18 protein-coding genes are annotated in these 23,433 nt (G+C 71.9%); 10 read left to right on the forward strand and 8 right to left on the reverse strand.

What is annotated here, in order from left to right; all coding sequences use genetic code 11:
* Nucleotides 1–436: 436 nt before the first annotated feature.
* Nucleotides 437–916, reverse strand: a complete 480-nt coding sequence (locus OHA55_RS23115) for an ArsI/CadI family heavy metal resistance metalloenzyme (RefSeq protein ID WP_266709291.1) — start codon at nt 914–916, stop codon at nt 437–439.
* Nucleotides 917–995: 79 nt separating this feature from the next.
* Here OHA55_RS23115 and OHA55_RS23120 point away from each other — a divergent pair, with 79 nt between their 5' ends.
* From OHA55_RS23120 to OHA55_RS23130, 3 genes are read left to right on the forward strand one after another with little or no spacing between them, the layout of a single operon-like run.
* Complete coding sequence (locus OHA55_RS23120; RefSeq protein WP_266709292.1) at nt 996–1,409, forward strand: helix-turn-helix transcriptional regulator; 414 nt, start codon at nt 996–998, stop codon at nt 1,407–1,409.
* A gap of 11 nt (nt 1,410–1,420) precedes the next feature.
* Entirely contained in the window at nt 1,421–2,527 is a 1,107-nt protein-coding gene (gene arsB / locus OHA55_RS23125; RefSeq protein WP_266711077.1) for an ACR3 family arsenite efflux transporter, read from the forward strand.
* A 4-nt stretch (nt 2,528–2,531) separates the two neighbouring features.
* Nucleotides 2,532–2,969, forward strand: coding sequence for an arsenate reductase ArsC (locus OHA55_RS23130; protein ID WP_266711079.1), 438 nt, complete (start codon nt 2,532–2,534; stop codon nt 2,967–2,969).
* An 18-nt stretch (nt 2,970–2,987) separates the two neighbouring features.
* Here OHA55_RS23130 and OHA55_RS23135 read toward each other — a convergent pair whose 3' ends face one another.
* Together OHA55_RS23135 and OHA55_RS23140 are read right to left on the reverse strand one after the other, a co-directional pair.
* Nucleotides 2,988–4,907 carry an ABC transporter ATP-binding protein gene (locus OHA55_RS23135; RefSeq protein ID WP_266709293.1) on the reverse strand — a complete coding sequence of 640 codons (1,920 nt, stop codon included), beginning with the start codon at nt 4,905–4,907 and terminating at the stop codon, nt 2,988–2,990.
* The gene (locus OHA55_RS23140; RefSeq protein ID WP_266709294.1) at nt 4,904–6,724 is read right to left on the reverse strand and encodes an ABC transporter ATP-binding protein; all 1,821 of its coding nucleotides are present in this window, start codon (nt 6,722–6,724) and stop codon (nt 4,904–4,906) included. The genes OHA55_RS23135 and OHA55_RS23140 overlap by 4 nt, the downstream gene beginning before the upstream one ends.
* Nucleotides 6,725–6,851: 127 nt before the next feature.
* Between OHA55_RS23140 and OHA55_RS23145 the strand changes: the two genes are divergently transcribed.
* Nucleotides 6,852–7,718: a hypothetical protein gene (locus OHA55_RS23145; RefSeq protein ID WP_266709295.1), complete on the forward strand. Its 867-nt coding sequence runs from the start codon at nt 6,852–6,854 to the stop codon at nt 7,716–7,718.
* On the opposite strand, the gene glgX is transcribed toward OHA55_RS23145, so the two are convergent.
* Nucleotides 7,695–9,989 (reverse strand): glycogen debranching protein GlgX, encoded by a 2,295-nt coding sequence (gene glgX, locus OHA55_RS23150; RefSeq protein ID WP_266709296.1) that lies wholly within the window; start codon nt 9,987–9,989, stop codon nt 7,695–7,697. The genes OHA55_RS23145 and glgX overlap by 24 nt on opposite strands.
* Before the next feature lie 151 nt (nt 9,990–10,140).
* On the opposite strand from glgX, the gene OHA55_RS23155 reads away from it, so the two are divergent.
* The 5 genes from OHA55_RS23155 (at nt 10,141) to OHA55_RS23175 (ending at nt 15,410) form a co-directional block, all read left to right on the forward strand.
* Complete coding sequence (locus OHA55_RS23155) at nt 10,141–11,364, forward strand: Ig-like domain-containing protein (RefSeq protein WP_266709297.1); 1,224 nt, start codon at nt 10,141–10,143, stop codon at nt 11,362–11,364.
* 298 nt (nt 11,365–11,662) lie between these two features.
* Nucleotides 11,663–12,928, forward strand: coding sequence for an Ig-like domain-containing protein (locus OHA55_RS23160; protein ID WP_266709298.1), 1,266 nt, complete (start codon nt 11,663–11,665; stop codon nt 12,926–12,928).
* A 154-nt stretch (nt 12,929–13,082) separates the two neighbouring features.
* A complete protein-coding gene (locus OHA55_RS23165) occupies nt 13,083–13,850 on the forward strand; it encodes an enoyl-CoA hydratase/isomerase family protein (protein WP_266709299.1) in 768 nt (255 codons plus the stop codon).
* Between the two features lie 320 nt (nt 13,851–14,170).
* Nucleotides 14,171–14,698, forward strand: coding sequence for an ATP-binding protein (locus OHA55_RS23170; RefSeq protein WP_266709300.1), 528 nt, complete (start codon nt 14,171–14,173; stop codon nt 14,696–14,698).
* 496 nt (nt 14,699–15,194) lie between these two features.
* Nucleotides 15,195–15,410, forward strand: a complete 216-nt coding sequence (locus OHA55_RS23175) for an EF-hand domain-containing protein (protein WP_266709301.1) — start codon at nt 15,195–15,197, stop codon at nt 15,408–15,410.
* Nucleotides 15,411–15,551: 141 nt separating this feature from the next.
* On the opposite strand, the gene OHA55_RS23180 is transcribed toward OHA55_RS23175, so the two are convergent.
* Entirely contained in the window at nt 15,552–17,027 is a 1,476-nt protein-coding gene (locus OHA55_RS23180) for a carboxylesterase/lipase family protein (RefSeq protein WP_266709302.1), read from the reverse strand.
* 165 nt (nt 17,028–17,192) lie between these two features.
* Nucleotides 17,193–18,140 carry a TauD/TfdA family dioxygenase gene (locus OHA55_RS23185; protein WP_266709303.1) on the reverse strand — a complete coding sequence of 316 codons (948 nt, stop codon included), beginning with the start codon at nt 18,138–18,140 and terminating at the stop codon, nt 17,193–17,195.
* Between the two features lie 669 nt (nt 18,141–18,809).
* Here OHA55_RS23185 and OHA55_RS23190 point away from each other — a divergent pair.
* Nucleotides 18,810–19,610 (forward strand): formylglycine-generating enzyme family protein, encoded by an 801-nt coding sequence (locus OHA55_RS23190; RefSeq protein ID WP_266711081.1) that lies wholly within the window; start codon nt 18,810–18,812, stop codon nt 19,608–19,610.
* A gap of 70 nt (nt 19,611–19,680) precedes the next feature.
* Here the strand turns inward: OHA55_RS23190 and OHA55_RS23195 are convergent, their stop codons facing one another.
* The gene (locus OHA55_RS23195) at nt 19,681–22,014 is read right to left on the reverse strand and encodes a peptidoglycan recognition protein (protein WP_266709304.1); all 2,334 of its coding nucleotides are present in this window, start codon (nt 22,012–22,014) and stop codon (nt 19,681–19,683) included.
* A gap of 394 nt (nt 22,015–22,408) precedes the next feature.
* Nucleotides 22,409–23,386 carry a terpene synthase family protein gene (locus tag OHA55_RS23200; protein ID WP_266709305.1) on the reverse strand — a complete coding sequence of 326 codons (978 nt, stop codon included), beginning with the start codon at nt 23,384–23,386 and terminating at the stop codon, nt 22,409–22,411.
* Between the last annotated feature and the right edge of the window lie 47 nt (nt 23,387–23,433).

Raw genomic sequence — 23,433 nt, forward strand, 5'->3', positions numbered from 1 at the left:
GGAGAAACACTCGGCCAGTGCTCGCTGCGAGAGAGGAATCCTCAGCCCGAAGTCACCACGGTGCACCGGTCCGTTGAACGTGTCGACCGGTGACTCGACCCTGCCCCCGAAGCGGCGTGCGATCCCCCCGGCATAGCGCTGTTCCAGGAATGCGAAGCAGCTGTCGAGCTTGGTCAGCTTGCTCCGTACCGTCGAACGGGCCCGGCGCCCCGGGCCGGTGCAGAACCGGTCCACATGCCGCGGGGTGCGCCGCCACGGCACCAGGTCGTAGAAGGAACACAGCTCCAGGACCGGCCTGCTCCGGGCGTCCGTCCGAGCGCGGGGGCCGGGAGCCCCGGTCCGCGATGTCTCGCCGGGTGCGGCATGCGGCAAGTGGCGTCGGAGGTGTGTCGCGCACCCCGCGACCACGTCGCGTGATTCTGGCCGGCGGCGCGCCTCACCCGTCGCAGCCGCACCCTGCGGCCGGGGTCGCGGCGTCGCCCGCTTCCGGCCGTTGCGCGCAGCAGGTGTCCCCGCCGGGCACGAGTGCGGGGCTCTTGCCGAGCCGGTCGGCGTCGGCCTTGACGGTGTAGACCTCCCAGGGCTCCTTGCCGGGGCCGTGGACCCACACCTTGTCCTGGAGGGCGTAGCAGCAGGAGGTGTCGTTCTCCTCGAAGGTCGCGAGCCCGGCTTCCTTGAGGCGGGTGGTGGCGGCGGTGACCTCGTCGGTGCTGCCGACTTCGACACCGAGGTGGTCGAGGCGGGTCTCCTGGCCGGGTTCGCCCTCGATGAGGACCAGCTTGAGCGGCGGGGTGGTGAGGGCGAAGTTCGCGTACCCCGGGCGCCGTTTGGCGGGCTCGGTACCGAACAGCTTGGAGTAGAAGGTGACGGACGCTTCGAGGTCCGCGACGTTGAGCGCGAGCTGGACACGGGACATGGTGTCTCCCTGATCAGGTTGTATCGATGCCTGTCGATTCAAGGTTGCATCCTGGATCGAGGAACGTCAATATAGAAGCATGTCGAAACAAGAACTCGTGGTGATCGGCCAGGACGGTGCCGGGCGTGCCGGGGAATGCTGCCCCGGTCTGCTGTCCACCCCGCTGGAGGAGGAGCGCGCGCAGGCGCTGGCGAAGGTGTTCAAGGCGCTGGGCGACCCGGTGCGGCTGCGCCTGCTGTCGATGATCGCCTCGCGGGCGGGCGGGGAGGTCTGCGTCTGCGACCTGACCCCGGCCTTCGACCTGTCGCAGCCGACGATCTCCCACCACCTGAAGCTGCTGAAGCAGGCCGGGCTGATCGACTCGGAGCGGCGCGGGACGTGGGTGTACTACCGGCTGCTGCCCGAGATGACCGACCAACTGGCCCAGGTCCTCTCCCGCCCCGCCGATCCTTCCGGGGCACCCCTGCCCGCCTCCGCGGGGACCTTTTCGTGAGCGGGGGCGGAATGGCGCACGCGGAGCCGGCTGCCCGGCGGCTGTCGTTCCTGGACCGGTTCCTCGCCGTGTGGATCCTCGCCGCGATGGCCGCGGGTCTCGGCCTGGGCCGTCTCGTACCGGGGCTGGGCGACGCGCTAGCGAAGGTGACGGTCACCGGGGTCTCGCTGCCGATCGCGCTCGGGCTGCTCGTGATGATGTACCCGGTCCTCGCGAAGGTCCGTTACGACCGCGTCTCCACCGTCACCCGCGACCGGCGCCTGCTCGTCCCGTCCCTGGTGCTGAACTGGGTGGTCGGCCCGGCGCTGATGTTCGCACTCGCCTGGATCTTCCTGCCCGACCTGCCGGAGTACCGCACCGGGCTGATCATCGTCGGCCTGGCCCGCTGCATCGCCATGGTGGTCATCTGGAACGACCTGGCCTGCGGCGACCGTGAGGCCGCCGCCGTCCTGGTGGCACTCAACTCGGTGTTCCAGGTCCTCGCGTTCTCGGCGCTTGGCTGGTTCTACCTCAGCGTGCTGCCCGGATGGCTCGGGCTGGAGCAGACCGCCCTGGACGTGTCGGTGTGGGAGATCACCCGATCCGTACTGATCTTCCTCGGCATCCCGCTGCTGGCCGGGTTCCTCACCCGGCGGCTGGGCGAGAAAGCCAAGGGGCGCACCTGGTACGAGACGAAGCTGGTCCCCCGGATCGGACCGTTCGCCCTGTACGGGCTCCTGTTCACCGTCGTCGTGCTCTTCGCCCTCCAGGGCGATGCCATCACCTCCAAGCCCCTGGACGTCGTCCGCATCGCGGTGCCGCTGCTGGTGTACTTCGCGGTGATGTGGGCCGGGTCCCTGGCGGCCGGTCGCGCGCTCGGACTCGACTACCCGAAGGCGGCCACGCTCGCGTTCACCGCTGCGGGCAACAACTTCGAGCTCGCCATCGCGGTCGCCGTCGCCACCTTCGGCGCCACCTCCGGCCAGGCCCTCGCCGGAGTCGTCGGCCCCCTCATCGAGGTCCCCGTCCTCATCGGACTCGTCCACGTCGCCCTCGCCGTACGCCACCGCTTCCCCGGGCCCGCCGACACGGCAACCGGCCCGGCGGCCACCGCTCCGAAAGGCTCCGCCCGTGTCTGAAGCCATGCCCGACGCCGTGCCCGAAGCCCCGTCCGGGGCCAAGCCGTCCGTACTGTTCGTGTGCGTCCACAACGCGGGCCGCTCCCAGATGGCCGCAGCCTGGCTCACCCACCTGTCCCAAGGCCGGATCGAGGTCCGGTCCGCCGGTTCCGCACCCGCCGACGCCGTGAACCCGGCCGCCGTACGAGCGATGGCGGAGGTCGGCATCGACCTGTCCGCCGAGACCCCGAAAGTACTGACCGCCGACGCCGTACGGGCATCGGACGTGGTCATCACCATGGGCTGCGGCGACACCTGCCCCGTCTTCCCCGGCCGGACCTACCTCGACTGGCAGCTCGACGACCCCGCAGGCCGGGGCGTCGACGCGGTCCGCCCGATCCGCGACGAGATCGAGCGCCGGGTACGGGACCTCCTCGCCGAGCTCCTGCCGGACGGGTTCTGACCGGCAGGAGTGTTCGGCTCAGGCCAGACTCTCCCGCCAGGCCCGGTGCAACCCCGCGAACCGGCCCTCGCCGCCGATGAGTTCGGCCGGGGAGCCGTCCTCCACGATGCGGCCGTGCTCCATCACCAGCACGCGGTCCGCGATCTCCACCGTGGACAGCCGGTGCGCGATCACCACCGCCGTACGGCCGTGCAGCACCGTGTCCATGGCCCGTTGCACCGCGCGCTCGCCGGGGATGTCCAGGGAACTGGTCGCCTCGTCCAGGATCACCACCGCCGGGTCGGCGAGCAGCGCCCGCGCGAACGCGACCAGCTGGCGCTGACCGGCGGAGATCCGGCCGCCCCGCTTGCGTACGTCGGTGTCGTACCCCTCCGGCAGGCTCTCGATGAACTCGTGCGCCCCGATCGCCTTCGCGGCCTGCTCGATCTCCTCCGGCGTCGCGTCCGGGCGGCCGATCGCGATGTTCTCCGCGACCGTCCCGGAGAACAGGAACGCCTCCTGCGTCACCATCACCACACCGCGCCGCAGCTCCGCCGTGCCCAGGTCCCGCAGGTCGACGCCGTCCAGCAGTACCCGGCCGTCGCTCGGGTCGTAGAACCGCGCCAGCAGCTTGGCCAGCGTCGACTTGCCCGCCCCGGTCGAACCGACCACGGCCACCGTCTGCCCGGCCGGCAGGGTCAGGTCGAAGCGCGGCAGCACTTCGCCGCCGGTGCGGTACGCGAACCGCACCCCGTCGAAGACGACCTCACGGCCCGGCTGTTCACCGCGCAGGGCGGGCAGTTCCACCGGGGCGGCAGGCTCCGGCACGGACGGGGTCTGGGCGAGCAGGCCCGCGATCTTCTGCAGGGACGCGCTCGCGGACTCCCAGGAGTTGAGGAACATCGCCAGCCGGTCGATCGGGTCGTACAGCCGGCGCAGGTAGAGCACCGCAGCTGCCAGCACACCGAGCGCCAGGGTGCCCGAGGCGACCCGGTAGGCGCCCCACAGCACCATGCCCGCGACCGCGATGTTGGCGACGAGCCGGGAGCCCACCACGTAACGGGCCATCTCCAGCAGGGTGTCGCCGTTCGACCGCTCGTGGCGGCGGTTGAGCGTCTCGAAGACGGCGTCGTTGTCCCGCTCGCGGCGGAACGCCCGCACCGGCCGGATGCCGTTCATCGTCTCGGCGAACTTCACGATCACCGCCGCCGTGGCGGTGGACCGCACCGCGTACGCCCGGCCCGCCCGCGCCTGGTAGGTGCGCACCAGCAGATAGAGCGGCACGAAGGAGAGCACCGCGATGGACCCGATGCCGAAGTCCAGCCAGAGCAGCATCCCCGAGATGAAGACGAAGGAGAGGACCACGGTGATCAGCTCCTGGAGGCCCTCGCTGAGCAGCTCCCGCAGGGACTCCACGTCCGTCGTGGACCGGGAGATCAGCCGGCCCGAGGTGTAGCGCTCGTGGAAGTCCACGCTCAGCGCCTGCGCGTGCCGGAAGATCCTGCCGCGCAGGTCGAGCAGCACGTCCTGGTTGATCCGGGCCGAGCCCCGGATGAAGGTGTACTGGAGATAGCCGCCGCCGGCCGCGCAGAGCGCGTAGCCGACACCCACCGCGATCAGCGGACCGTGGTCGGAGTCCCGGAAGGCGGGTACCGCCCGGTCGATGGCGTACGCCACGAGCAGCGGGCCCGCCTGCAGGGCGGCCTGCTGGACGAGGAGCAGCACCACGGTCACCAGGACCCGGGCGCGCAACGGCCGCAGCAGCGAGGCGAGCAGGGCCCGGGTGGCGCCCGGCGGGACGGGCAGCGCGTCCCGGTCGAACGCGTCGCCGGACTCCGGTGCGGCGACGGGCGCCGCACCGGCGGACGGGGAGCCGGCGGACCTGTCACCGGTGGCCGGAACGTCTTCGGGGGAGGGTCCGTCGGAGGACGGAGTGCCCGCGGTGGTGGTACTGGTCATGGGGTCGTGGCCTCCTCGGCGACCGTGATGCCGGGCCGTTCGGCGCCCGACATCAGCCAGGCGTACTCGGTGTTCGTCCGCAGCAGTTCCTGATGCGTGCCGACGGCCGCGATACGGCCCCCGGACAGCAGCGCGACACGGTCGGCGAGCATCACGGTGGACGGCCGGTGGGCGACGATCACCGCGGTGGTCTCCTCCAGCACCTGCCGCAGCGCCGCCTCCACCCGGGCCTCCGTGTGCACGTCCAGCGCGGAGAGCGGGTCGTCCAGCACCAGGAACCGGGGCCGGCCGACCACCGCGCGGGCCAGCGCGAGCCGCTGGCGCTGACCGCCCGACAGGCTCAGCCCCTGTTCGCCGACCTGGGTGGCGGTGCCCTCGGGCAGCTCGTGCGCGAAGTGGGCCTGGGCGACGTCGAGGGCTCGGTTCAGGTCCCCGTCGTCGCCGCCGTCCGCGCCCATCAGGACGTTCTCGCCGACCGTGGCCGAGAACAGCGTCGGCTCCTCGAAGGCCACCGACACCAGCGACCGCAGCCGCGAGCGCTCCATCGAGACGATGTCCTCGCCGTCCAGGGTGATGCGTCCGCCGGTGAGTTCGTGCAGCCGGGGCACGAGGGCGGTGAGTGTCGTCTTGCCGGAGCCGGTGGCGCCGACCAGCGCCATCGTCTCGCCCGGCCGGACGTGCAGGTCGATCCCGGCGAGCACGGGCACGGAGTCCGGGGCCGCGTCCGGGTAACGGAAGGTGACGCCCTCGAAGACCAGCCCGGGGGCGGCGTCCCGCGCGGGCGCGGCGCCTGCTCCGGTGCCGGTGCCCGGGGCGAGTCCGCTCTCCTCCGCCACGTCCATGACCTCGAAGTACCGGTCGGTCGCGGTCGCCGCCTCCTGGCTCATCGCGAGCAGGAAACCGATCGACTCCACCGGCCAGCGCAGCGCGAGGGCCGTCGACAGGAACGCCACCAGCGTCCCCGCCGAGAGGTCCCCGTCCGCCACCTGAACGGTGCCGAGGACCAGCGCGGCGCCGATCGCCAGCTCCGGCACCCCGGTGATGAGCGCCCAGATCCCCGCCAGCAGGCGGGCCTTGGTCAGCTCGGTGGAGCGCAGCCGGTGCGACAGCTCCCGGAACGCCCGCGCCTGGCTGCGGTGCCGGCCGAACCCCTTGATGATCCGGATGCCGAGCACGCTCTCCTCGACCACCGTCGTCAGATCGCCGACCTGGTCCTGGGCGGCGCGCGCCGCGAGGGAGTACTTCGACTCGAAGACGGAGCTGAGGATCATCAGAGGGACCGCCGGGGCGAGCAGCACCAGCCCCAGGGTCCACTCCTGGACGAAGAGGATGACGAACCCGACAGTGATCGTCACCGTGTTGACCAGCAGGAAGGTCAGCGGGAACGCCAGGAACATGCGCACCAGCATCAGGTCGGTGGTGCCGCGTGACAGCAGCTGACCGGAGGGCCAGCGGTCGTGGAAGGCCATCGGCAGCCGCTGGAGGCGGTGGTACAGGTCGGACCGCATGCGCGCTTCGACCCCGGCCAGCGGCCGGGCCACCAGCCATCGCCGCAGCCCGAAAAGCACCGCCTCCACGATGCCCAGGAGAAGCAGCCACAGCGCCCCCAGCCAGACCCCGCCCGGGTCACGGTCGGCCACCGGGCCGTCCACCATCCACTTGAGCACGAACGGGATGACCAGCCCGAGGCAGGACGCGACCACGGCGACCAACGCGGCGGAGAGCCAACGGCCGCGTACGGGACGGAGATAGGGCCACAGACGCTTGAGTGAGCGCACGGTGGACCGGTCCGTGGGCTCTGCGGGGTTTTCGGGCATCAGGGGTGATCCTATGTTTCACCACTGACAACCCTCATCGGGTTTTCCGGCCGACCGGGAGTTGCGGGACAGCCTTAGGCTCGTCGAGTACCCGAAAAAGTGTGGACGTTCCTCCTGGGAGAACAAGGTGAGCGACGGTCTTCAGTGGATGGTCGGCAGGACGTCCAGCTCCGGGTGGATGCTGGACGTGCACTTCGCGCGTGGCATCGGCGCCGAGGAACTGGCGGTGCGCATGGGGGCGCGGGCCGGTGCGGCGGCGGAGCCGATGACGGACGACGAGATCACCGGCCTCGACATCGACGCCTACCCCGGCCGTGGGCCGGGCAGCGCCGTCGTCCGCGTCGGTGAGCACGCGGGCTGGGCGTTCGCGATCACCTACGGCCCCTACCTCGACAAGCTGGACGAGGTCTCGCACGACGGCGTGGAAGCCGTCCACTACCACCACAACTCCGAGCATCCGCCCACGTACGTCTCGTACGGCCGCGACGGCCGCACCGTCACCGGACTCGGCCTGTGCGAGGAGTACCGCCGGTACGGCGACGAGGGCGATCTGCTCCTGCCGGAGCTCGTGGCCGCCGGAATCCTGCGCCCCGACGGCACGGCTCTCCGCGGCACCGGCATCGATGACCACGACGGGCACCGCCGCCGCAGCCTGGCCGTGTTCGAAAAACGCTTCGGTCTCTCCCTGCCCCGCACCGCCCTGGCCGGGGACCGCCTCCCCGTATACGCGATCATGGGCTCCCCGGCCGCCGACTTCGAGGAGATCCACGCCTGGGCCGCGGCGCACGGCCGTCCCCTCCCCGACGAACGCCTGCGCCTCGTTCCGGCCGGCCTGCGCGCCGCGTATGAGCAGGCCACCGACCCCCGGTACCGGGACCGGCAGAGCGGTACGCACCGAGCCCCGGCCCACGGCGAGTTCCGCACCAGCGGCGTCCTGACGGACGCCACCCGGGGTGCGGGACTTCGGCCGCTACGCCGTCACCCGCAGCAGTAGCACCGAGCGCCCCGGCACGGTGAGCACCGTGCCGCCCGCGTGGGCCGTGCCGGGCGCCCGGGACTGGTCCTCCAGCGAGGTGTCGAGGACGAGTTCGTAGGCGTCGGCCCAGGGCGGGCCCGGCAGCAGGAACTCGGCCGGCCGTTCCGCCGCGTGCAGGATCGCCAGGAAGCTGTCGTCCACGATCTGTTCGCCCCGGGCGTCCCGGCCCGGGATGTCCCGCCCCGAGAGGAAGAGCCCGAGCGTCGCCGCCGGCGCGTACCAGTCCTGGGCCGTCATCTCCTCGCCGTGCCGGGTGAACCAGGCCAGGTCCCGCAGTCCGTCCGCGGTCTGCGGCCGCCCCGAGAAGAACGCCCGGCGGCGCAGCACCGGATGGGTCTGGCGCAGCCGCAGCACCCGGGCGGTCAGCTCGGTCAGCCCGCGCCAGCCCGGGTCGTCCAGGAGCGACCAGTCCACCCAGCTGATCTCGTTGTCCTGGCAGTAGGCGTTGTTGTTGCCGCCCTGCGTACGCCCCATCTCGTCGCCCGCCACCAGCATCGGCACCCCGGTGGAGAGCAGCAGGGTGGTGAGCAGGTTGCGCAGTTGGCGGCGGCGGAGCGCGTTGATCTCCGGGTCGTCGCTCTCGCCCTCGGCACCGCAGTTCCAGGAGCGGTTGTCACCGGTGCCGTCGCGGTTGCCCTCGCCGTTGGCCTCGTTGTGCTTGTGGTGGTAGCTGACGAGGTCGCGCAGGGTGAAACCGTCGTGCGCGGTGACGAAGTTGACCGAGGCGTACGGGCGGCGCCCGCCCCAGGCGTAGAGGTCGCTGGAGCCGGAGAGGCGGTAGCCGAGGTCGCGTACGTCGGGCAGCGCGCCGCGCCAGAAGTCGCGGACGGCGTCCCGGTAGCGGTCGTTCCACTCGGTCCACAGCGGCGGGAACGCGCCCACCTGGTAGCCGCCGTTGCCGACGTCCCAGGGTTCGGCGATCAGCTTGACCCGGCGCAGTACGGGGTCCTGGGCGATCACCGCGAGGAACGGCGAGAGCATGTCCACGTCGTGCATCGAGCGCGCCAGCGCCGCCGCCAGGTCGAAGCGGAAACCGTCTACGCCCATCTCGGTCACCCAGTACCGCAGGGAGTCGGTGATCAGCCGCAGCACGTGCGGCTGCACCACGTGCAGGGTGTTGCCGCAGCCGGTGTAGTCCGCGTACCGGCGGGCGTCGGACTGGAGGCGGTAGTAGCCGCGGTTGTCGACCCCCCGCATCGAGAGGGTCGGGCCCAGCTCGCCCGCCTCGGCGGTGTGGTTGTAGACGACGTCGAGGATCACCTCGATCCCGGCGTCGTGCAGGGCGCGCACCATCCGCTTGAACTCGCCGACCTGCGCTCCGCCGGTGCCGCTCGCGGCGTAGTCGGCGTGCGGGGCGAAGTAGCCGATCGAGTTGTAGCCCCAGTAGTTGTGCATCCCGCGCCGCAGCAGATGGTCCTCGTGCGCGAACTGGTGCACCGGCAGCAGCTCCACCGCCGTCACCCCCAGCCGCTTCAGGTGCTCGATCGCGGCGGGGTGGGCGAGACCGGCGTACGTGCCGCGCAGCTCGGGCGGGATGCCGGGGTGCAGCTTGGTGAAGCCGCGCACGTGCAGTTCGTAGATGACGGAGTCGGCCCACGGCGTCTTGGGGCGCCGGTCGTCCATCCACTCGTCCTCGCCGCCCGGGAGGTCGTCGTGGACGACGACCCCCTTGGGGACGAACGGCGCCGAGTCGCGCTCGTCGCGCACGGTGTCGGCGACGTGCTGCTGTGGCCAGTCCCGCATGTGGCCGTACACCTCGGGCGGCAGCGCGAAGGTGCCGTCCACGGCCCGTGCGTACGGGTCGAGCAGCAGCTTCGCGGCATTCCAGCGGGCCCCCGTCCACGGGTCCCAGCGGCCGTGGACGCGGTAGCCGTAACGCTGGCCGGGCCGCACCCCCGGCACGAAACCGTGCCAGATCTCGTGGGTCAGCTCGGTCAGTCGGCACCGGGTCTCGTGCCCCGCCTCGTCGAAGAGGCAGAGCTCGACCGCCTCCGCCCCGCCCGCCCACAGGGCGAAGTTGGTACCGGCCACCCCGTCCGGGCCCACCCGGAACCGCGCGCCCAACGGCATGGGCGCGCCGGGCCACACCGGGGGCGGCACGGCCCCGGCCGGGCCCCGTGCGGGGGCACCGGAGTGCGGCACACGGGTGGTGTTTCCCGACGGCCCGTCGTCCGCGCGCACCGGTCGTACCGGCTCCTGCACGGCTTCCTGCTCGGCTGCGCTCGACACTCCCGGCCTCCTGCGGCTCGTGGGGACGGGCAGAACGGGAGACGCGCGGCGTCCCGGCCGCGGCCTCCCGGTGAAGTCCTCCCCCCTGTTCTGCCCACCGGGAGGCCCACACTCACGTTTCCCCGGAGCGACCCTGGTCGTTGGGGGGTGCGTGACTCACACAGCGAAGAGAGCACGGACCGGTCCGGCCGCCGTGCTGACATGGGCAGGACTACTGGCGCTCGCGGCCGTACTGACCGGCTGCACCGGGGGAATTCCGTTCGTCAACGGGAAGGCCCGCGCCCCCGAGGACGTGATCCGGATTCTCCCGGCGGACGGCGCGAAGAACGTCCCGGCCTCCACCCGCATGGAGGTGGAGGTCCCGGACGGACACCTGGAGAGCGTCGAGGTGGTGCAGATCGAGGACGCCCGGAGCGACCGGATCACCGGCCGGATCTCCGGGGACGGACGCCGCTGGGCCCCCACCGGCGGCAACGGACGCCTCCGGCTCGCAGCGAAGTACAGCGTCGACGCGGTGGCGGTGGACGGGGCCGGGCGCAGGTCGGCCCGGCACACCACCTTCACCACCCTCATCCCCGGGCACCACTTCATCGGCTACTTCAAACCGGAGCACCGCTCGACGGTCGGCACCGGGATGATCGTCTCCTTCGACTTCAGCAGCCCCGTCACCGACCGCGCCGCGGTGCAGCGCGCCATCAAGGTCACCGCGGTGCCCGCCGTGGAGGTGTCGGGCCACTGGTTCGGCAAGGACCGGCTCGACTTCCGGCCGGAGAAGTACTGGAAGCCGGGCACGGTGGTCACCGTCGACATCGGGCTGCGTGACGTGGAGGGATCGCCGGGGGTGTACGGCAGCCAGAACAAGCGCGTCCGCTTCACCGTGGGCCGCTCCCAGATCTCCCTGGTCGACGCCGCCGAACACACCATGGAGGTGCGCCGCGACGGCGAGCTCGTCAGCACCGTGCCGATCACCGCGGGAGCGCCGAAGACCACCACGTACAACGGCAAGATGGTGGTCAGCGAGCTCCACGAGGTGACCCGGATGGACGGGCGCACGGTCGGTTTCGGCGGTGAGTACGACATCAAGGACGTGCCGCACGCCATCCGGCTCACCGAGTCCGGAACCTTCCTGCACGGCAACTACTGGGCACCCGAGGAGACCTTCGGCTCCGAGAACGTCAGCCACGGCTGCATCGGACTGCGGGACGAGAAGGGCGGCAGCGATGACGCGCCGGCCGGCTGGTTCTTCGACCGCACCCTCGTCGGCGACGTCGTGGAGGTCGTCAACTCCGAGGACCGGACGGTCGCCCCGGACAACGGACTCAGCGGCTGGAACCTCGACTGGACGAAGTGGAAGGGGGGTTCGGCGCTGCGCTGAGACCCTGTGCCGGGGCAGCTCTCCGGACCCTCTCCGGACCCACTCCGGACCCTCTGCGGACCCTCTCCGGATTCCTCTGCGGATCTCTCTCCGGGACGGTGGCCGGGCGGCTCCGTGAGCGCCTCCGTACCCCGTGTCACCTGCGCATGTTCCGGGTGAACTTGGGACTGAACGGTGACATCCGCGGGACCTCCTCGCAAACGGCCGTGTGGTTTTCTTCTCGATAGGCGCGCATGTTCGACGCGCGGGGGTGTGCGGGGCCCGGTCGGGCCAGGCCGTGCGAGGGGAGACAACCACGATGAGCGGGAAGCCGATACGGGGACGTGCGGCCGGGACCGGCGGGGGGACGCGTGGGCGTCGGGGCCCCGGAATCCTCGCGCTGCTGCTGGGCGCACTGCTTCTGCTGGTGACGGCCTGCGGCGGTTCCGGCGGAAGCGGTGCGGACAGCGGGGCCGGCGCCAAGGGCAACGGCAGCAGCGGCCGGACCGCGGACACGACCGCCTCCGAGGCGGTCGTGACCGTCGCGCCGGCGGACGGCGCCGACTCCGTGGAGACCGACGGAGCGCTGAAGATCTCCGCCGCCAAGGGCAAGCTGATCTCGGTCAAGGTCGCCGACGCCCAGGGCACCGAGGTGCAGGGCACCCTCTCCGCGGACGCCACCAGCTGGACCCCGGAGCGCCACCTCGCCGCGTCCACCAAGTACTCGGTCCACGCCATCGCCGAGGACGCGAAGGGCCGCCAGTCCGCCAAGGACACCACCTTCACCACGCTGGTCCCGAAGAACACCTTCATCGGGCAGTACACGCCGGAGGACGGTTCGACCGTCGGCGTCGGCATGCCGGTCTCCATCAACTTCACCCGGGGCATCACCGACCCCGACGCCGTCGAGAAGGCCATCACGGTCAAGGCGGAGCCCAGCGTGCCGATCGAGGGCCACTGGTTCGGCAACGACCGCCTCGACTTCCGCCCCGAGAACTACTGGGCCGCCGGCACCAAGGTGACGGTGGAGCTCAACCTCGACGGCGTGGAGGGACGGCCGGGCGTCTACGGCAAGCAGGCCAAGACCTTCAGCTTCACGATCGGCCGCCGCCAGGTCTCCACGGTCGACGCCTCCGCGCACCGGATGGTCGTCGTCCGCGACGGCAAGACGCTCAAGGACATCCCGATCTCGGCGGGCGCCCCGGCCACCACCACGTACAACGGGCAGATGGTCATCAGCGAGAAGCTGAGGGTGACCCGGATGAACGGCGACACGGTCGGCTTCGGCGGGGAGTACGACATCAAGGACGTGCCGCACGCGATGCGCCTGTCCACCTCGGGCACCTTCGTCCACGGCAACTACTGGGGCGGCTCCGGCATCTTCGGCAACACCAACACCAGCCACGGCTGCGTCGGACTGCGGGACGTGCGCGGCGGATACGACGGCAGCACCCCGGCCGGCTGGTTCTTCGACCAGTCGATCATCGGAGACGTCGTCGTGGTGAAGAACTCCAAGGACAAGGTCATCGCCCCGGACAACGGCCTCAACGGCTGGAACATGGACTGGTCCGAGTGGATCAAGTGACCACGCCGAGCGTGTGACACGGGCGACGGGCCCGGTGCCGTGGACACGGCACCGGGCCCGTCGCCTTTTTCCGTCCGCCTTCCCGGGCGGTGCACCCGTGCCGTGACGCACGACACCGAACCCTCGGGGCCGGGGCAGCCCTTAGCCTGCCCCCATGACCGTAACCCTCGAAGTACAGGACGCCGTCGGTACGATCCGGCTGGACCGGCCGCCGATGAACGCGTTGGACGTGGCCACCCAGGACCGGCTGCGGGAGCTCGCCAGGGAGGCCGCCCGGCGCGACGACGTGCGCGCCGTGGTGGTCTACGGCGGAGAGAAGGTGTTCGCGGCCGGTGCGGACATCAAGGAGATGCGGGACATGGACCACGCGGCGATGGTCGTACGCTCCCGTGCCCTCCAGGACTCCTTCACCGCCGTGGCCCGCATCCCCAAGCCGGTGGTCGCCGCCGTCACCGGCTACGCGCTGGGAGGCGGCTGCGAGTTGGCGCTCTGCGCCGACTTCCGGATCGCCGCCGACAACGCCAGGTTCGGCCAGCCGGAGATCCTCCTCGGGCTGATCCCGGGGGCGGGCGGCACCCAGCGTCTCGCCCGGCTCGTCGGTCCCTCGCGGGCCAAGGACCTGATCTTCACCGGCCGGCACGTACGGGCGGACGAGGCGCTGACCATCGGCCTGGTCGACCGGGTCGTTCCGGCGGCCGAGGTGTACGAGCAGGCGCACGCCTGGGCCTCGGCCCTGGCGAAGGGACCGGCGCTGGCACTCAGGGCGGCGAAGGAGGCGGTCGACGCGGGTCTGGAGACGGATCTCGACACCGGCCTCACCATCGAACGGACCCTGTTCGCAGGGCTGTTCGCCACGGAGGACCGCGAGACGGGCATGCGCAGCTTCATGGAGGACGGGCCGGGGAAGGCCACCTTCCGCTGACCGGCCGGCTGACCGGCTGACCGGCCGGCCGGCCGGGCCCGGGTTGCGCGCACGGCACCGGGCCCGGGGACTCGGGCCCGGTGCCGTGCGGCATTCATCCGTGCGGGCGGCGTCGCCGGGGTCGCCCGGAGCCGCGCGGCCCTCGCCGTACGGTGATCCGGTCGATGGCAGCTCTCCGCGGAGCCGGTGTTCCGTCGCAGGTCATTGGGGTTGTCCGGCTCGTTTTTATGTCAGAGGCATATGCCGATCTTCCTACCGGATTCAGCCATTCCGGAGGTGGGATTCCCCCGGAACGGCTCCGGACCGGGCCCGCTCCGGCCATGATGGGGGACATGGCGGGCCTGGAGGGTGGGGAGCAGCCGCGTGCGCACGGCAGTGCGGTCGCGGCGCGGCGGGTATCGGTGTCGGACGACGAACAAGCAATCCATGTACTGGAGTTGTACGGGAACCCGACCGACGAGAACGGGGTGCGGCTGCCGTCCCGCCCGGAATCCGCGGCGACGGCCCGCAGGATCGCGTCGGCCGTGGTGCTGTGGCAGTGGAAGCTCTCCCCGCAACTCGCCGAGTACGCCGTGCTGCTCGTCTCCGAACTCGTCGGCAACGCGGTCCGGCACACCGGCGCGCAGTACTTCGGTCTGCGGATGGAACGCCGCCGGGGCATGATCCGGATCGGGGTGCGTGATCCCTCGCGCGGGCTGCCGTGTCTGATGCCGGTGCGGGAGATGGACGTGAGCGGGCGGGGCCTCTTCCTCGTCGACAAGCTCTCCGACCGCTGGGGCGTCGACCTGCTGCCGCGCGGCAAGATCACCTGGTTCGAGATGAGGATCTCCGACCGCTCCGACCGGTAGGCGGCGTCCGGCGGATCCTGGCCGGCGCCGTCCCCCGAACGCGCGGCCCCGAACGCGCGGAAGCCCGAACGCGCGGAAGCCCCGAAACGCGCAGAAGCCCCCGTACGCCGGGGTGCGGCGATCTGGGGGCTTCTGTGGGGGGCCGTGGAATGGGGGGTGGTCCACGGCCGCGTGCATGACCTGGCTCGGGTCGGAGGAGGTCGTGAGACGACTATGGCACATCTGTCTCAGGAAGCCAAAGACGCATTTCGGGCGTAAGTGGCTTAATGCCTACATTTGGCTTGTAGATCGTAGGTTTTAGCGAAGGATCTCCTGGCATTCGGTGAATGGATATGAGGTTCTGTGGATGATTCGTAGATCGCCGGTGAGCGGTGAAGATCATCCCCGCTCCGCCCTCCCGGCCGGTCCTCCGCCTCCTCCCCGGCCGCCGCAGGGGCGGGGTCGTCGGCCCGTTAATCTGACCACCGTCAATCGCACAATCGATAGGGGCGGAAAAGTGGCGGACATCGAGTCGGCACGCAAGGCGTTCGAGCATTTCGACCAGAACGGCGACGGTCTCATCACGGCCGCCGAGTACAAGAGCGCCATGGCCCAGCTGGGCGACCCGTACGTCACCGAGACGGTCGCCCAGGCGATCATCAACTCCCACGACGCGAACGGTGACGGCCTGCTCACCTTCGACGAGTTCTGGGCCTCGCAGAACAAGGCCTGAACCGGCGGCACAGGGCCCGAGCCCCGCAGGGGCCGGGCGGAACCTGTCCCGGCGGAGGGGGTCCCCGGCCCGGTCGCGGCCGGGGGACCGCCGTACCCCCGGCCGCGAAGCGGCCACGATCCGGCCACGATCCGGCCGGACTCAGCCCTTCCCGCGGTACGGCGGCCAGCCGCGCAGTTCGTCGTCGCGGGGCGCCTCCACCACGGCGGGAGCGCCCGGGCCGAACGCCATCACGGGCCGCCGCGCGTCCCAGGCGGACCACCCCGGATCGCCGTCGGCGGCGAACCGCACCCACGCCGCGTGCATCGCGTCCGCCAGGGCTTGCGGAGCGTCCGGACCGGCCAGCGCCACGGCGTCCGGGTGGGCCAGGGTGTCGAAGACGAAGCCGATCTCCAGGGCGTGGCAGGCGCCGAGCCGCAGCACCGGGGAGGGCCAGCCGAACTCGTAGAGGTACGTGCGGCCGGGGCCGTCCCTACGCGCGTCCGCGAGGACGTTCAGGGGCACCCTCAGCAGCAGATCCGTCGCCAGCGCACCGAGCAGCTCGCCGGGCCTCGCGTCCGGCCGGTTGGCCCGGTACACGCGCGCGGTGGCGCCCGGCACCCCGAACTTGAGCAGTGCCAGCCGCAGCCGGACGCGGCCGAGCCGTTCGGTCAGCCCGCTGGGCACGAACCAGAGGCGGTACTCCTCGGTGTTCGTCCCCATCAGCAGGTCCACCCCGCCCGACGCGCCCTCGCGCAGGGCCTCGGCCGGATCGCGGGGCAGCAGATCGCCGTCGGTCACGATGTGGAACGCGTCGCGGCCGGTCAGCGGATTCCCGCCGCGGGTCACCTCGCTCTGCGCGGCCAGCAGCGCGGACGGGTCCACGGCCGCCAGCGCCGCGGCCGTCGCCGGAACACCCAGGCGCCGGGCGACGAGTTCCGTCGTACGGCGTCCCGCCTCGGGCGCCGCCGCGTCGGGCGTCCCGCTCTGCAGCACCGCACGCCGGAACAGCCCCGCCGCCCTCGGCGCGGCCAGCAGCGCGGCGACGCTCACCGCCCCGGCCGACTCGCCGGCCAGCGTCACCAGCCCCGGATCGCCCCCGAACGCCGCGACGTTGTCCCGCACCCACTCCAGGGCGGCCAGCTGGTCGAGCAGCCCGAGATTGGCGGGGGCGTCCGGGAAGACGCCGAACCCCTCGATGCCCAGGCGGTAGTTGACCGAGACCAGCACCACCCCGTCCCGGGCGAACGCCGTCCCGTCGTACACCGGAACGGCGGAGGACCCGTGCACCAGTGAGCCGCCGTGCATCCAGACGAGGACCGGCAGCCCGGTCCGCTCGGGGCCGGGCGTCCAGACGTTGAGGTTGAGCCACCCGTCACCGGGCACCTCCGGGTCCGGCAGCAGGGCGTCCAGGGGCGGGTCGTACGGCCGCTTGGGCGCGGTCGGCCCGAACGCGACGGCCTCCCGCACCCCCGCCCACGGCTCGGGCGGCTCCGGAGCCCGGAACCTGCGGGCGCCCACGGGGGCCGCCGCGTACGGAACGCCCCGGAATACCGCCACCCCGTTCTCCCGGACTCCGCGCACGGCTCCGTGGAGAGTGGTGACGGCCGGGCGGTCGTCCGGATGTGTCTCGCGCATGTACGTCGGCCCTTTCGCGGATGCCCTCCAGAATGGGGTACTTCCCCGCCGGAGGCCGCCCGAAGAGCCGCGGGGTGCCGGGTGTCGCCGCGTCTCCGTACGCCCGTGTCTCCGTGTGCCCGTGCCTCCGTATGCCCGTGTCCCGGTATGCCCGTGTTCCGTAACTCAGCCCCCGGACGCGGACGAGGCTCCCGACGCCGGGCCGAAGGACGGGGTGGGCACCTCCTCCGGGCTGATCAGCACGGAGGCACGGCCGTCGACGCCCACGGGGACGTCCCCGTCGATCGTGACCCGCCGCAGTCGGCGCTCGTGGTCGTCCGAGTCGTCCACCCCGTAGTGCTGGGTGGCGCGGTTGTCCCAGATCGCCACGTCACCGGTCTCCCAGGCCCACCGCACGGTGTTCTCCGGGCGCTCCACGTGCGACTGGAACAGATTGACCAGCGCCCGCGAGTCCTTCCCGGTGAGCCCGGAGATCCGCTCCACGAAGCTGCCCAGCAGCAGGGCGCGTTCGCCCGTCTCCGGGTGCACCCGGACCACCGGGTGCTCGGTGCGGAACTTGGTGGAGGTGAAGGTCCGCTCGTACCGGGCGAGCTCCGCGGGGGTGATGTCGGGGCGCACGGTCGCGTAGTCGTAGGCGTTGGAGTGCACCGCGCGCAGCCCGTCCGCGAGGGCGCGCAGGGGCTTTGGCAGATGGGCGTAGGCCGTCGCGGTGTTGGCCCACAGGGTGTTGCCCCCGTACGGCGGCAGGGTCACCGCGCGCAGCACGGAGAAGGCGGGGTGGGCGGGCACGAAGGTGACATCGGTGTGCCACTCGTTGGCGCGCGCACCCTGGTCGGAGTCGACGGCCAGCGAGTAACGGCCGTCCGCCGAGCGGATGGTGGGATGCGCGACGGGAGCGCCGAGCAGTCGGCCGAAGGCCTCGTGGCCCTCCTCGTCGAGGTGGTCCTGTCCCCGGAAGAACACCACCTTGTGGGCGAGGATCGCGGCGCGGACGGCGGCCACGGTCGCGGGGTCGAGTCCGCCGCCGAGGCGGACGCCGGAGACGACGGCGCCGATGCGGCCGCCGAGCCTGCGGACGGTGAGGGTGGTCTCGCGTAAGGGCGCGGTGGTCATGTGGGTTCCTGGGGTCCTCGGGGGTGCGGGTCCACGCGGAGAGGCGCCGCGGGACGGTGCCGTGGGGCACGGCGGGAGCCTCGCAGCGCCCGTCCCGGAGGGTCAACCCCGGTCCCGGGCCCGGCTCACGGGGTGCCACAGCGGCCGACGGCTTGCCGGGCCGACTGGGCACGCGGACCGGTCGCCCGCCCTGACCAGCAGGTCCGCCCCGCACTCCGCGGTGTGCGGGGCGGACGCGGGGTGCCCGCCGTACGGGCGCCGCGAAGGCGCCGGCCTTGCACGGCCCGGGGCGAATTCACGGTCCCGCAACAGCCCCGCCACGGCGGGCCGCACTCCGGTCACCTGCCCGTCGCACCCGGTCCCCGACCGGTGCCGGCCGGTGCCGACGGGTGCCCTCCGGCGTTTCCCGGGACCCGCCGACGCGGCCCGCGGGCGCCCCGGCGATCCTGGTGGGCGGGCGCGACCGGCCGAACCCGTACGGGCGCCCGCCCCGCCCGACCGCCGCCCGTGCGGCGGACCGCCACCACCGGGAGCCTGAGCATGAGCACGTCCGACCGGCCCTGTTGCACCCCCGGCCGCGCCCCGCACGCGTCCGGCACCGGCCCCGCGCTGCTCGGCATACCCGTGGTGCCGCCGCCCACGGGGGACGCACCGGCCGCCGGGCACACCATGGCCGAACTCCCCGGCGGGACCTTCTGGATGGGCGACGCCTTCGACGAGGGATACCGGGCCGACCACGAGGGACCCGCGCGCCGGGTCGCCGTCGGCGCCTTCGCCATCGACACCACCGCCGTCAGCAACGAGCGGTTCGCCGCGTTCGTCCGGGCCACCGGACACCGCACCGACGCCGAACGTTTCGGCAGCTCCTTCGTCTTCCACCACCTCGTCCACCCCGAAGCCCGGCGCCACGTCCTCGGCACCGTCCCCGGAGCACCCTGGTGGCTCGGCGTGGAGGGCGCCACCTGGTCCGCCCCCGAGGGCCCCGGCTCCCATGTCGAGGACCGCGCCGACCACCCCGTCGTCCACGTCTCCCACGACGACGCCCTCGCCTACTGCGCCTGGGCCGGGCTGCGGCTGCCCACCGAGACGGAGTGGGAGTACGCGGCCCGGGGCGGGCTGGAGAGCGCCCGCTACCCGTGGGGCGACGAGTTCACCCCAGGAGGCGAGGAGCGCTGCAACACCTGGCTGGGCGACTTCCCGCACCGCTCCGACCGGCCGGGCGGCCCCGGCACCGTACCCGTCACCGCCTACCCGCCCAACGGATACGGGCTCCACAACACCTCCGGCAACGTCTGGGAGTGGTGCGCCGACGCCTTCGGCCCGGGCGAACGCGTCATCCGCGGCGGCTCGTACCTCTGCCACGCCTCCTACTGCAACCGCTACCGGGTCGCCGCCCGCTCCCACAACACCCCCGACTCCTCCACCGGCCACGGCGGGTTCCGGTGCGCCCGGGACCGCAGCGAGCCCTGAACACGGCGGCGCGCCCCGGACGGTGGTCCACCGTCCGGGGCGCGCCGTCACGAACGGTGCCGTACGAGGGCTACTTGAGGTAGACCAGCCCGTCCGTGGTGATGGCGGGCCGGCCGGTCGTGCCGACCACGACCAGCTTCACCGTGTGCTTCGCGGCGGCCGACCAGGTGGTCGTCCAGATCGCGTCGCGGTACTTGGTGGTGGTGGACTTCAGGTCCACCGTGGCCGTCTTCTTGCCGTCCACGTAGACGTACACCTGCCCCGAGGTCGAGGCGCGCGAGACGACCAGCGCGGCCGAACGGCCGGTGAACGTCCACGAGATGCTCGCGTTCTTGCCGCTGCTGGAGTACGACTTCCCGCCGAGGTAGCTCGTCGAGGACTTCGCGGCCCAGGTGCCCGTCCGTGTGGCGGAGGTCTCCTGGAGGATCACCGGGGTGCCGGCCACGGAGGCGGCGGCGGTGTTGCCCGCCCGGTCGTAGGCCGACATCTTCCAGGTCGTCGCCACACCCGGCTTGGCGGTCTGCGCCGCACTGGTGGTGGTCGCCGAGTAGGTCTTCGCCACCGGGGCGGTGAGCCGGACCTCCCTGAGCGCGATCGCGTCCGCGGCCTTCCACTTCAGCGTGAGGGGAACGGCCGTGGTGTTCACCGTGCCCGCGCTCAGTGCCAGCGAGGGCTTCGTGGTGAAGGTGGGCGCCGTCTTCTCGGCGACCACGGTCGCGGCGGCCGAGAGCGGTGCGACCTTGCCCGACATGTGCGTCGCGCGGACCTGCACCTTGTGGGTGCCGACGGCGAGCGTCGCCGACGCGGAGGTGGTGCTGCCGTTGGTGGTGGCGACGACCTTGCCGTCCACCAGCAGCTCGTACTTCGAGACGAGGGCGGCCGGAGTGGCCGACGTCCAGGCGACCTTCACGCCCGACTGGGTGTACGTGGTCGAGCCCGAGGCGCTGCTCCCGGTGACCGAGGAGATCGCCAGTCCGGTGACCGGTCCCGCCGCGGCGGAGCGGATCGCGCCCAACTGCCCGTAGAGCGCGGTGCCGGGGCACTCGGTGTTGAAGCCGTCGCGGTGCCCGGAGATCTGGTTGAAGGTGTAGCTCTTCCCCTCGGTGAACGAGATGCCGGTGCCGTTCGGCTGCGTAGCGCCGGCCACCAGGGTCGTTTTGCCCGCCGGGTCGCCCTTGTACTGGCCGAGCTTCCACGCGGCGAGCCTCGCCACGGCCGTGGTCGCGGGGGTCGACGCCTTGGTGTCGCTGTACATCCCGATGACCGCGATACCGGCCGTCTCACGGTTGAAGCCGTAGGTGTGGGCGCCGAAGACCGGCCGGTCCACCCCGCCCTTGCGGCCCTCGAAGATCGTCCCGCACTTGTCGACGATGAAGTTGTAGCCCAGGTCCTTCCAGCCGTTCGACCGGACGTGGAAGGCGTGCAGGCTCCGCATGATGGCGGGGGAGTCCTTGCACGAGTAGTCGTTCGTCTGCGCGGTGTGGTGCACGAACACGGCCTTCACGGAGGTCGTGTACTCCGGAGCCTCGTCGTTCAGCGACTCGTCGGCGCCCCAGCCCGCCCTGCTGACGATCGGCGGCTTCGGCATCGTGGAGACCGGCGCCGGCGCCGGGGTCGGGGACGGTGAGGCCGTCGTCGGGGACGGCGCCGGAGTGGTCGGCGTCGCCGACACGCTCGGCTCCCCGGTGGCGGGGGCCGTCGTCGTCGCGGTCGGCTCCGGCTCCCCGGTGGGTGTACCGGGCAGCTCACCGGTCTCCGGCGGGTCGTCGGTCCCGGCGGTCCCGGTCGGATCGGGGGTCTCCGGCGCGGAGGTGGTGTCCGTCGGAGTGGGCTGTTCGCTCTCGCCGTCCTCGGCGAAGCCCTCCGTCATGTCCTGTGCGTACGCGGCGGTTTCCGCGTCGGATCCCGAGGTGCCGGGGTCGACGGTGTCCAGCCGGAGACCGGCGGGCAGACCGGCGGAGGAGGTGCCCCCCGAGGTCACCCGTACCTCCACGCCGTCCGACGCCCCGACCCAGCGCGGCTCGGTGGTGCCCCGTACCCCGGACTGGCCGGTCTCGGTGCGCCCGTCCACGTCGGTCGCCAGCGGGAGCCAGCCGGTCCACTCGCCGGTCGCCACGGAGCGGGTCCGCGCCTCGACGGTGCCGGAGACCTTGGCCGCCGGGTCCGTCCAGGTGACGCCCAGCAGGCTGAAGGGCTTGGTGTCCTTCTGCTCGAAGGCGGCGGTGGTGCCGTCCGCCGAGACCTTGAGCTCGTTCTCGTGGACATCGGCCTTCGCGGGGGCGGACTTGGCGTCCACGCCCCCGTCGGCGCCGTCGTTGCCCGTGACCCCCTGGAACACCAGGAGACCCGCCACCGCCGCGGTCGCGACGGCAGCGGTGGTCCATATTCTTCGCTTCGATCTCACGTGTGATTCCCCGAGGATGATGATGAGAGAGCGGCGATCCGTCGGCCGGGGTTCTTCCTGGGGTGTGGTCGGTGCGTGCGTGGTCTCCGCACTGCGGGACAGCTCTCAGGAACCGGCCGACCCTGTGGTGCCGGAGGGGTCAGTGTTGCACGAGATCTCACCCGATCGGGTGAAGCGTCGACCATGCGGGGGCCATGCGAGGGCCATGCGTGGGTCAAGAGGTGCCGGGGCGGCGCCGAGGCGGCCGGGTGTGCGGCTTCCGGGGTTCCGCCGCCGAAAGTCCGGAAGCCGCATACCGTGTGCGCCTCGCACGCCCGACGGATCCTGGGGAGGGTCTCTCCTCAGGAGTCCCCGGACGCTCGCGACGACCCGTCCCCGGGCCGGGCGGGGCCGTTCACGCCGCGAAGAACCGGGAGAGTTCGCTCCGTTCCTCGGGCTCCACCAGGTCCGGCCTGGTGTAACGCTCGGCCCGTGCGTGGTAGTCGAAGTCGCCCCGCACGAGGCCGCGGTAGTCCCGCACGCACCGTTCGAGGGCCACCCGTTCCGCGCCCTCGATCCCGGCCGCGTCCATCTCCTCGACCAGGTCCTTTTCCGCGCGCCGAACCCGTTCCGCTATCCGGGCCAGCTGGATGGCGGCCTCATCGACCGCCTCCTGGAGTGTGCACCCGCGGTCGCGCTGGATGAGGCGGACGGCGTTGTGTTCGTAGCCCATCGCCGCCTCCTTCTCGAAGGAGCAGATGTCGTTGCAGAGACCCGAGTGATCGGTCACCGCGTCCCGGAGCGCGACGTACGCGGGGAGGCTCCTGGCGGCGTCCGTGAGATCGATGCCCGCCGTGATCTCGTGGAGATCGAGGAAGGGCTGCATCGCCACGGAATCCCGCCGGTGCTTCACGAACTCGGCCCGGGACGGCACCTGTCCGGCGGCCCGCTCGACCGCCTCGGCGTAGTACGTCCAGAGCCAGGCCACGGTGTCCCGGCGGAACTGCCGTACCCAGGCGGCCGAGCGCCCGCGGTAGGTGCGGTTCCGCAGTTCCTCCAGGGTCAGTTCCATGGCGGAGTGCGGTACGGCCCCGTCGAGTACCTCCACGAGGCGGGTGATGGCGGTCCCGCACATCCGGGGATCACGTCCGGCGGGTCCGTCGTCGAATTCGTCGTCCACCAGGAAGGCCCAGAAGAGCCATTGGCAGAAAAGGTCGAGATGCTGCTGGGAAGCGGACGGGAAGATGAGGGAGATCCACAGCTCCGGCCGTGTTCTGATCATTTTCTTCCGGGCCACCGGTGAAAGTTCCACGCCATGGAAATCGGCCCAATTCCAGGCGGCCTCCTTGGTCTTCTCCAGACCCGGATTGCATCCGGCGCTGGCGAACGGCATGTGAAACGCCGGTAACGCGATCTGGCTCATTGGTACCCCTCGTCAAG

This window comes from Streptomyces sp. NBC_00102 (genome assembly GCF_026343115.1).
In the GTDB taxonomy this organism is placed as follows: Bacteria; Actinomycetota; Actinomycetes; order Streptomycetales; family Streptomycetaceae; genus Streptomyces.

Bases quoted from the DNA above. Each gene is read 5' to 3' on its own strand.
- OHA55_RS23115 (WP_266709291.1), bottom strand. From the start codon at position 916: ATGTCCCGTGTCCAGCTCGCGCTCAACGTCGCGGACCTCGAAGCGTCC.
- OHA55_RS23120 (WP_266709292.1), top strand. From the start codon at position 996: ATGTCGAAACAAGAACTCGTGGTGATCGGCCAGGACGGTGCCGGGCGT.
- arsB (WP_266711077.1), top strand. From the start codon at position 1,421: ATGGCGCACGCGGAGCCGGCTGCCCGGCGGCTGTCGTTCCTGGACCGG.
- OHA55_RS23130 (WP_266711079.1), top strand. From the start codon at position 2,532: ATGCCCGACGCCGTGCCCGAAGCCCCGTCCGGGGCCAAGCCGTCCGTA.
- OHA55_RS23135 (WP_266709293.1), bottom strand. From the start codon at position 4,907: ATGACCAGTACCACCACCGCGGGCACTCCGTCCTCCGACGGACCCTCC.
- OHA55_RS23140 (WP_266709294.1), bottom strand. From the start codon at position 6,724: ATGCCCGAAAACCCCGCAGAGCCCACGGACCGGTCCACCGTGCGCTCA.
- OHA55_RS23160 (WP_266709298.1), top strand. From the start codon at position 11,663: ATGAGCGGGAAGCCGATACGGGGACGTGCGGCCGGGACCGGCGGGGGG.
- OHA55_RS23165 (WP_266709299.1), top strand. From the start codon at position 13,083: ATGACCGTAACCCTCGAAGTACAGGACGCCGTCGGTACGATCCGGCTG.
- OHA55_RS23170 (WP_266709300.1), top strand. From the start codon at position 14,171: ATGATGGGGGACATGGCGGGCCTGGAGGGTGGGGAGCAGCCGCGTGCG.
- OHA55_RS23180 (WP_266709302.1), bottom strand. From the start codon at position 17,027: ATGCGCGAGACACATCCGGACGACCGCCCGGCCGTCACCACTCTCCAC.
- OHA55_RS23185 (WP_266709303.1), bottom strand. From the start codon at position 18,140: ATGACCACCGCGCCCTTACGCGAGACCACCCTCACCGTCCGCAGGCTC.
- OHA55_RS23190 (WP_266711081.1), top strand. From the start codon at position 18,810: ATGGCCGAACTCCCCGGCGGGACCTTCTGGATGGGCGACGCCTTCGAC.
- OHA55_RS23200 (WP_266709305.1), bottom strand. From the start codon at position 23,386: ATGCCGTTCGCCAGCGCCGGATGCAATCCGGGTCTGGAGAAGACCAAG.